The 8760-nt window shown below is 67.9% G+C and carries 4 protein-coding genes and 1 pseudogene; all 5 read left to right on the top strand.

The annotated features are described in order from the left end of the window. Positions 1 to 267 (top strand): annotated as a pseudogene (locus HUW62_RS43320) (prepilin peptidase); the annotation flags it as partial. A gap of 30 nt (positions 268 to 297) precedes the next feature. Beyond that, positions 298 to 1746, top strand: coding sequence for a type II and III secretion system protein family protein (locus HUW62_RS43315; protein ID WP_163870660.1), 1449 nt, complete (start codon positions 298 to 300; stop codon positions 1744 to 1746). A 164-nt stretch (positions 1747 to 1910) separates the two neighbouring features. After that, a complete protein-coding gene (locus HUW62_RS43310) occupies positions 1911 to 3701 on the top strand; it encodes an ATPase, T2SS/T4P/T4SS family (protein ID WP_163870661.1) in 1791 nt (596 codons plus the stop codon). 6 nt (positions 3702 to 3707) lie between these two features. Beyond that, positions 3708 to 5948: an FHA domain-containing protein gene (locus HUW62_RS43305; RefSeq protein WP_163870662.1), complete on the top strand. Its 2241-nt coding sequence runs from the start codon at positions 3708 to 3710 to the stop codon at positions 5946 to 5948. A gap of 45 nt (positions 5949 to 5993) precedes the next feature. Then, a complete protein-coding gene (polA, locus tag HUW62_RS43300; protein ID WP_176437778.1) occupies positions 5994 to 8723 on the top strand; it encodes a DNA polymerase I in 2730 nt (909 codons plus the stop codon). Positions 8724 to 8760: the final 37 nt, after the last annotated feature.

Here is an 8760-nt window from a genome sequence, read left to right as displayed (position 1 = left end):
GGGGTGGGCGCTGTCCTGGGATTTCCGGCGTCGATGGCGGCCGCCGCATTCATCTCCCTGGCGGGCGCGGCCCAGGCGGTGGTTTCGCTCCTGTGGCAAGGGGCGGTCTGGGACACGGTGTCGGCGGCGTTGCGGCGATGGGCGGTGCGACTGCACCTGGCGCGCTCGGACGCGCAGCCTGCCGCGCGGCGTCATATTCCCTACGGGGTGGCCATCGCGCTCGGAACCTTCTGGGCGCTGTGGTGGCAGCACGAAAGCTTGGGTTAGCGCAGAGATTTGGAAGAGGGGACACGCACGATGTTCACACGCTTCACGCATGCCGCCGCGCTTGGCGCACTCGTTGCCATGGTGGCCAGTGGCTCCGCCCTGGCCCAGGATGGCACCAGCGTCAGCCTCGGGGTAGGCGCCCAGAAGGTTCTCAGCATTCCAGGCCTCAGCAAGGTGGCCCTCGGCGATCCGTCCATCGCCGAGGTGAAGACGCTCGGCTCCGGTCAGCTCCTCATCACCGGCCAGGCCGAGGGCAAGACGACCCTGCTCATCTGGAAGTCCACGGGGCAGCGCGTCAGCTACCTCGTGAACGTCCGGAAGCAGGACCCCAACGAGGTCATCTCCGAGATCAAGCGCCTCCTGGGCGAAATCGAAGGCGTCTCCGTGCGCATGGTGGGTGACCGCATCTACCTGGACGGTCAGGCGTACACCACGCAGGACGCGGACCGCATCGACCAGGTGGTGGGCCTGTATCCGAACGTGAAGTCGTTCGTGAAGATCGCCCCCAACGCCAAGAAGCTGGTGGCGCAGAACCTGAACGCGGCGTTCCAGAAGGCGGGCCTGAAGAACGTGCAGGCCAACGTCGTCGGCGCGACCATCTTCCTGGAGGGCTCCGTGGAGAGCCAGCAGGACCTCCAGAAGGCGGAGCTGATTACGAAGGCCATTGGCGAGAAGGTGGAGAACCTGCTCGTCGTCGGCATCAAGCGGATGATCCTCTCCGAGGTCCAGTTCGTCGAAATCCGCCGCAACAGCCGAGACCGCTACGGCATCCGCTACCCGTTGGATATCACGGGCTCGGCGACGGCCGCGGCCACGGTGACGCAGGAGCTGTTCCCCGGAACCTTCGGGCAGGGCGGCTCCAACCTGGGTCTGACGGCGGGCGCGGACTTCTCCATCGGCTTCCAGGGCAACGACGGCTACGGCCGCCTGCTCGCGCAGCCCAAGTTGGTGTGCGCCAGCGGTGAGAAGGCGGAGTTCCTGGCCGGTGGCGAGGTGCCCATCCCCCTCATCACCAACAACCAGTTCTCCATCGAGTACAAGAAGTACGGCGTCATCCTGAACCTGCGCCCCACCGCGGACCGCAACGGCAACATCCAGACGGAGATCGAGGCCGAGGCCTCTGAAATCGATACCTCCGTCGCCGTGTCCATCGGTGGTTCCTCCACGGTGCCCGGCTTCCGCACCCGCAAGGTGAAGACGAACGTCACCGTGCGCCACGGAGAGACCATCGTCCTGTCCGGCGTGTTCAGCCACGACGAGCAGAAGTCCATCTCGAAGATTCCCGGCCTGGGTCACATCCCCATCATCGGTGAGCTCTTCAAGAGCCGCGGGTTCGACTCCACCAAGCGCGAACTGGTCATCTTCGTGACTCCGCGCATCGTCAACCCGGACTCGGACAAGGTCCGCACCATCATCGAGGACGTGAAGAGCCGCTACAAGCAGGCCCGGTCCGAGGTGAACTTCAACATCTTCGACTGACGCTCGGGGCGCCTTGAAGGCGCCTGGAGCCGGGCCCCAGGGCCCTGGACGGGCCGGTTTCCTCCCTTTTTCCGGGGTGGGAGCCGGCCCGTCGCCTTGCGGGCGGGCACGTCGGATGCGGCTGGCGCTTTGAGGTGGAAGGGGTGCTTGCTAGCATCCGTCCCATGTTTTTGATCACCCTCGCGGAAAAGGGCGGCGGGACCGAGCAGCGTGAGTACACCAAGCCGGAAATCACCATCGGTCGGCTGCCCGGCAATGACATCATGCTCGCGAAGGGCAATGTCTCGAAGTACCACTCCCGCATCGTCGCCAAGGATGGCAAGTGCATCATCGTGGACATGAAGTCCACGAACGGCACCTTCGTGAACGGCAAGAAGATCGCCGCGCCACAGGTGCTCAAGCCCACCGACCAGATCTACATCGGTGACTACATCATCAACGTGGAGCCGCTGGAGGATGCGGGTCCGCAGATGACCCGCGCCGGCCAGGCCGAGGAGGCCTACGAGGACGGTGGCGAGGAGGAGCCGTACGAGGAGGAGGAGCAGTACGAAGAGGAGGAGCCGTACGAGGAGGAGCCGCCACCTCCGGCTCCCGCGGCGAAGGCTCCCGTCGCTGGACGCATGCCCGCGTCCATGGCCTCCGCCCTGGCGAAGAACAAGAAGAAGGTGGACCCCCGGATGGAGCGCTACACGCGCCTCCAGAAGGAGATCCACGACCGGCTCATCGAGTACCTCGACCTGCGTCGCATGGACATGGACCGGCTCGGCGATGACGAGCTGTGGCGCCGCACCGAGAAGGCCATCCGCGACATCATCGACCAGATGGAAGCGGACGGAGAGCTTCCGGAGGACGTGGACCGCGAGGAGCTGCTCACCGACGTCATCAACGAGGCGCTGGGCCTGGGGCCCCTCGAGGCGTTCCTCGCGTCGGATGAGATCAGCGAGATCATGGTGAACCACGCCAACCAGATCTACATCGAGCGCAAGGGTCAACTGACGCTGTCGGAGAAGACCTTCTCCTCGAACCAGGCGGTGCTCGGCGTCATCGAGCGAATCGTGGCGCCCATCGGCCGGCGCATCGACGAGTCCAGCCCGCTGGTGGATGCGCGCTTGAAGGACGGCAGCCGCGTCAACGCCATCATCCCTCCGCTGGCGCTGAAGGGTCCTTGCATCACCATCCGCAAGTTCAAGAAGGACTCGCTGAAGATCTCGGACCTGGTGAAGTACAAGACGCTCACCGCGCAGATGGCCGAGTTCCTGGAGATGTGCGTCAAGGCCAAGCGCAACATCGTCATCTCCGGCGGCACGGGCTCCGGCAAGACGACGACGCTCAACATCATCAGCGCGTTCATCCCGGACAATGAGCGCATCGTCACGGTGGAGGACGCCGCGGAGCTGCAGCTCCCCCAGGACCACTGGGTGCAGTTGGAGAGCCGGCCGCCCAACCTCGAAGGCAAGGGCGCCATCACCATCCGGGATTTGGTGAAGAACTGCCTGCGCATGCGGCCGGACCGCATCGTCGTGGGTGAGTGCCGCTCGGGTGAGACGCTGGACATGCTCCAGGCCATGAACACGGGCCACGACGGCTCGCTCACCACGCTGCACGCCAACACGCCGCGTGACGCCATCGCCCGGCTGGAGACGATGGTGCTGATGTCCGGCATGGACCTGCCGGTGAAGGCCATCCGAGAGCAGATCGCCAGCGCGGTTCACATGATCGTGCAGCAGACGCGCTTCTCCGACGGGACCCGGAAGATCTGCTTCGTCACCGAGGTGTCCGGCATGGAGGTCGACATCGTCACGCTCCAGGACATCTTCTATTACAAGCAGGACGGCTTCACGGAGGACCACAAGGTGCGGGGTCGCTTCGTGGCGTCCGGCTTCGTGCCGAAGTTCTACGACGAGCTTCAGCGCAAGGGCATCCCCGTCAACATGAGCATCTTCCGGGAGGACTGACGCGCCATGCCTACACTGGTCGTCCGTCTGCCTGATGGCACGGAGAACGAACACGAGGTCGCTGGCGAGCTGAAGCTGGGTCGCCAGCAGGGCTGTGAAGTCCTGCTCACCGAGGGAGGCGTCTCGCGGACACACGCGCGCGTCTTCACCGAGGCGGGAGGGGTCTTCATCGAGGACCTCGGCAGCGCCAACGGCACCTTCGTGGACGGCGAGCGCATCGCCGAGCCCACCGCGCTCACGCCCCAGTCCGAGGTCATCCTCGGCGACTACACGCTGAGCCTGAAGGCGTCGGCTGGCAAGGCCACCGGCTCGCGGCGGGCGGCCAAGCCGGCGGGCCCTGAATCCGCCATGCCCGTGGGCGCGGAGGGCGGCGGTGCTCGCGCCACCCGGGCCCTGCCCAGCATCAAGGCGAAGCCCGCTGGAGGCAGTGGCCCCGCGGGCGCGGCGCCGGCGAGGCGACCCAAGGCCCCGGGCGGTCCTCCCGCTGGAGGTGGCGGCGGGCCGCTCTTGCGCGGCACCGTGGGGCCGTGGGCGGGGAAGACCTATCCGCTCAAGGGCAAGGTGCTCGTGGGGCGCCTGCCTCCCGCGGGCATCATCCTGGAAGACGACTCGGTCAGCCGGAAGCACGCGGAGCTGGAGTCCGCCGGTGGCGTGGTGTCGGTGCGCGACCTGGGCAGCGCCAACGGCACGTTGCTTAACGGCGACCCGCTGGGCCCGGAGTCGGTGGACCTGCAGCCCGGGGACCAGCTCCAGTTCGGCGTGGTGGAGATGACCTTCGAGGCGTCCCAGTCCGACGCGCTGGCCCGTCGGGGCGCGGGCGCGGCTTCGGGGCCTCCGTCGCGGCGGGGGGGCGTCGCGCAGGGTGGCGGCGGCGCGGACCCGGAGGCCCGGCGCAAGAAGCTGTTCATCGCCGGCGGCGGTCTGGTGGGCGTGTTGCTGCTGGCGGTGATGGTCAAGGCGCTGATGCCCGCGCAGGCCGTGGACTCCGGAGGCCCCATGGGCCAGGGAGTGCCCGTGGACCCCGCGCAGCAGGTGTCGGAGCTGCTCAGCGAGTGTCGCTCCTTCGCCTCCAGCGAGCTGGGCCCGCCCAACTGGGTCAAGGCCGAGCAGATCTGCTCGCAGGTGTTGGACCTGGACCCCATCAACACCGACGCCAACACGCTCATCCGCCGCATCAAGCTGGAGAAGGACGCCTTCGAGCACTTCTCCCAGGGTGAGAAGCTGCAGCAGCGCCTGAAGCCCGAGGAGGCGCTGGACTCCTTCCGCAAGATTCCGAGGGAGAGCGAGTACTTCCGCCGCGCCCGCGCCAAGGCGGCCGAGGCCGCCGAGCAGGTGACGAAGCGCGCGCTGGACGACTGCAGGCGCTACCTGCGCGACTCGCAGTGGAGCGCGGCCGTGCCCCGGTGCCAGACGTACATGGCGGTGTGGTGCCAGAACCAGCCGCGTGACGACCTGCAGCCGCCGCTCGGCTTCGACGTGAGGCTGGAAGGGCGCTTGAAGAAGAACGAGTGGCGGCCGAAGGACCCGCTGTTCGTGAAGTTCCTCATCTCGCGCCTCAAGCTGGACCCGAACGCGATTCCCTGGACGTGCCCGGTAGCGGAGGTCCTCAACCGCGACAACCTGCCCACGGACCCGAAGACGGTGGTGTTCGAGGCGGTGAAGGGCCGCTATTCGAACAAGCTGATGCAGGCGGCGATGATGGACTACTGGGCCGGCCGTGGCAGCGAGGCGCTGGCCACGTTGCAGAAGCTGCGCGCCAACTACGAGTCCGCGCAGTTCCACGCCGCGGCGGACGAGATGCTCAAGACGATGTCCACGGTGGATCAGCTCTTCAAGGGTGGACAGAGCTACCTGGCCGCGGATGACCCGGAGAAGGCCGCCGAGCCGCTGCGCGAGGCGCTGGAGGTGGACAAGTCGCTGATGCTGGACCTGGCGGAGTCCAAGCCGTCGTTCTACCGGCGCGCCATCCTCGCGGACATGGCGGACAAGTCGTACCAGCGCGGCAAGCACTGGGCGGACCGCGACGACAAGCGCCGCGCGTGCCGGATGTGGAAGCTGGGCTTCGGCTTCTACGCGGGCAACCCGGACCTGAACAAGGCGGCGGGCTTCTGCTCCGCCACGGCGCTCTCCACGTTCCGTCAGGCGGGCGGCTGCCCGGACATGGCGGCGGTGCTGGACTTCGCCGTCAAGGGTGACGGCGTGGAGGAGCTCGTCATCGCGAAGAAGAAGGAGTGGAGCTGCCCGTAGCAAGCGAGTTGGACAGGGCGGGACGGGCGCGCTAGGCACGGGGGCATGGCCGACACCAGCCCCCCGCGCACCGCGCCCACCCTGGTCCTCATCGACGCGTCCGGCTTCATCTTCCGCGCGTACCACGCCATTCCGCCGCTCACGTCGAGCAAGGGCGTTCCCACCAACGCCGTGCTCGGCTTCACGCGCATGGTGCTCAAGGCCCTGCGGGACTTGAAGCCCACGCACGTGGCGCTCGCCTTCGACAAGGAGAGCCGCACGGAGCGCCAGAAGATAGACCCCAACTACAAGGCCCACCGCGAGGGTCCGCCCGAGGACCTGGTGCCGCAGTTCGCGCTCATCCGCCGCGTGGTGGAGGCGCTCAACCTGCCGGTGCTGGAGTTCGCGGGCTGGGAGGCGGACGACGTCATCGGCACGCTGGCCCACAAGGCGAAGGCCGAGGGCTTCTGCGTCCAGGTCGTCACCGGGGACAAGGACTTCATCCAGATTGTCGACGAGGACGTGCGCCTCTTCGACCCGATGAAGGACGTGCACACCCGGCCCGAGGACGTGAAGGAGCGGCTGGGAATCGAGCCCCGGCAGATGCGCGACTACCTGGCGCTCATCGGTGACGCGGTGGACAACGTGGCCAAGGTGCCGGGCATCGGCCCCAAGACGGCCACGGAGCTCATCCAGCAGTTCGGTGACGTGGACACGCTCCTGGCCCGGCTGGACGAGGTGAAGAAGCCCAAGATTCGGGAGAACATCGCCTCGCACCGGGAGAGCCTGCTGCTCGCCCGGCGGCTGGTGACGTTCAACACGGAGCTGCCGCTCGACGTGCGAGTGGCGGAGCTGACGCGCAAGGACGTGGACTCCGCGAAGGCGCGCGAGCTCTTCACGGAGCTGGAGTTCTACGCGCTGCTCAAGGACCTGCCCCAGCAGGGCCCGACCGAGTCCTCTTCCTCCGAGCCCGCGAAGGAGCGGCCCGCGCCCCTGGCCATCACCACCACGCTGGTGGGCACCGACGCGGAGCTGCTGGCGCTGGCGGAGGCGGTGCGCGCGGCGGGCTCGGTCAGCCTGATTCCGGCGTACGAGGGCATGCCCTTCGCGTCGAAGCTGGTGGGCCTGGGCGTGGCGCTGCCGGACGCGAGCACCCGCTACGTGCCGCTGCGCCACGCGGTGCTGGGCGCCACGCAGGTGAAGCCCGAGGCCTTCACCGCCGCGTTCAAGGGCGTGCTGGAGGACCCGGCGGTGAAGAAGGGCGGGCATGACCTCAAGGCCCTCACGCTGGTGCTGGCCAACGAGGGCCTCACCCTGGCTGGCGCGCACGACGACGTGGAGCTGTTGAGCTACCTGCTCAACCCGTCACGCCGCGAGCACGCGCTGGCGGACCTGGCGCGCGAGCGGCTGGCCACGGAGCTGCCCGCGCTCCCCGCGGCGGCCGAGGGCAAGCGGGGCAAGAAGGACAGGGCGCTGGCGGACCACTCGCCGGAGGAGGTGGCCTCGGGCTTCGCGGTGCGCGCGGAGGCGGCGCGCAGGCTGGCGCCGGAGCTGTGGAAGGAGCTGGACGAAGCGAAGCTGGCGCAGCTCGCGAAGGAGCTGGAGCTGCCGCTGCTGCCCATCCTCGCGCGGATGGAGCAGAAGGGCGTGAGCCTGGACACGGTGGAGCTGGCGCGCATCTCCGTGAAGGTGGACGCGGCCGTCGAGGCGCAGGTGAAGGAGGTCTACAAGCACGCGGGCCACGAGTTCAACATCGGCTCCAACCCGCAGCTCGTCCAGGTGCTCTTCACCGAGCTGAACCTGCCCATCATCAAGCGTGGCAAGACGGGCCCGTCCGCGGACCAGGAGGTGCTGGAGAAGCTGGCCGAGGACCACCCGCTGCCGGGCGCCATCATCGAGTACCGCAGCCTGTCCAAGCTCAAGAGCACCTACCTGGACACGCTGCCCACGCTGGTGGCCCCCGACGGGCGCATCCACACCACGTACCACCAGGCGGCCACGGCCACCGGACGCCTGTCGTCCACCGACCCCAACCTCCAGAACATCCCCGTGCGCACGGAGCTGGGCCGGGAGATTCGCCGCGCCTTCGTGGCCGCCCCGGGCCACCAACTGGTCAGCGCCGACTACAGCCAGGTGGAGCTGCGCCTCCTGGCCCATATCGCGGACGACCCGGTGCTCGTGGAGGCGTTCCGCAATGACGAGGACGTCCACAGCCGCACCGCGGCCGAAGTCTTTGGCGTGGCGCCGGACCAGGTGGACCGCGAGCAGCGCCGGGTGGCGAAGATGGTGAACTTCGGCATCGCCTATGGCCTGTCACCGCACGGCCTGGCCACGCGGCTGGGCATTCCGCAGGAGACGGCGCGCGACATCATCGAGCGCTACTTCATCCGCTACGCCGGCATCCGCCGCTACCTGGATGAGACCGTCAACACGGCGCGCAAGACGGGCTACGTGGAGACGCTCTATGGCCGCCGGCGGTACATGGCGGACTTGAACTCGAAGAACCGGGGCGTGGCACAGGCCGCCGAGCGCGCCGCCATCAACATGCCGATTCAAGGCACCGCCGCCGACCTCATCAAGAAGGCCATGCTGGTGGTGGACGCGGACCTGCGTGCCCAGGGCCTGCGCACGGTGATGCTGCTTCAGGTCCACGACGAACTCCTGCTGGAGGCGCCGGACGCGGAAGTGGAGCAGGTGAAGGCGTTGGTGTCGCGCGGCATGGCGGGCGTGGCCACGCTGAAGGTGCCGCTCAAGGTGGATGTCGGCGCGGGGCGAAGCTGGTCTGACGCCCATTGAAAAACAACGCGGGAGGAGCGCCCACCCCCGTAGACGC

The sequence above is a fragment of the Myxococcus sp. AM011 genome (genome assembly GCF_013372595.1).
In the GTDB taxonomy this organism is placed as follows: Bacteria; Myxococcota; Myxococcia; order Myxococcales; family Myxococcaceae; genus Myxococcus; species Myxococcus eversor.
The sequence above is the reverse complement of the archived record's forward strand: the minus strand, read 5'-3'. Positions and strand labels throughout refer to the sequence as shown.

Coding starts and splice junctions, on each gene's coding strand:
- HUW62_RS43315 (WP_163870660.1), top strand. CDS start 298: ATGTTCACACGCTTCACGCATGCCGCCGCGCTTGGCGCACTCGTTGCC.
- HUW62_RS43310 (WP_163870661.1), top strand. CDS start 1,911: ATGTTTTTGATCACCCTCGCGGAAAAGGGCGGCGGGACCGAGCAGCGT.
- HUW62_RS43305 (WP_163870662.1), top strand. CDS start 3,708: ATGCCTACACTGGTCGTCCGTCTGCCTGATGGCACGGAGAACGAACAC.
- polA (WP_176437778.1), top strand. CDS start 5,994: ATGGCCGACACCAGCCCCCCGCGCACCGCGCCCACCCTGGTCCTCATC.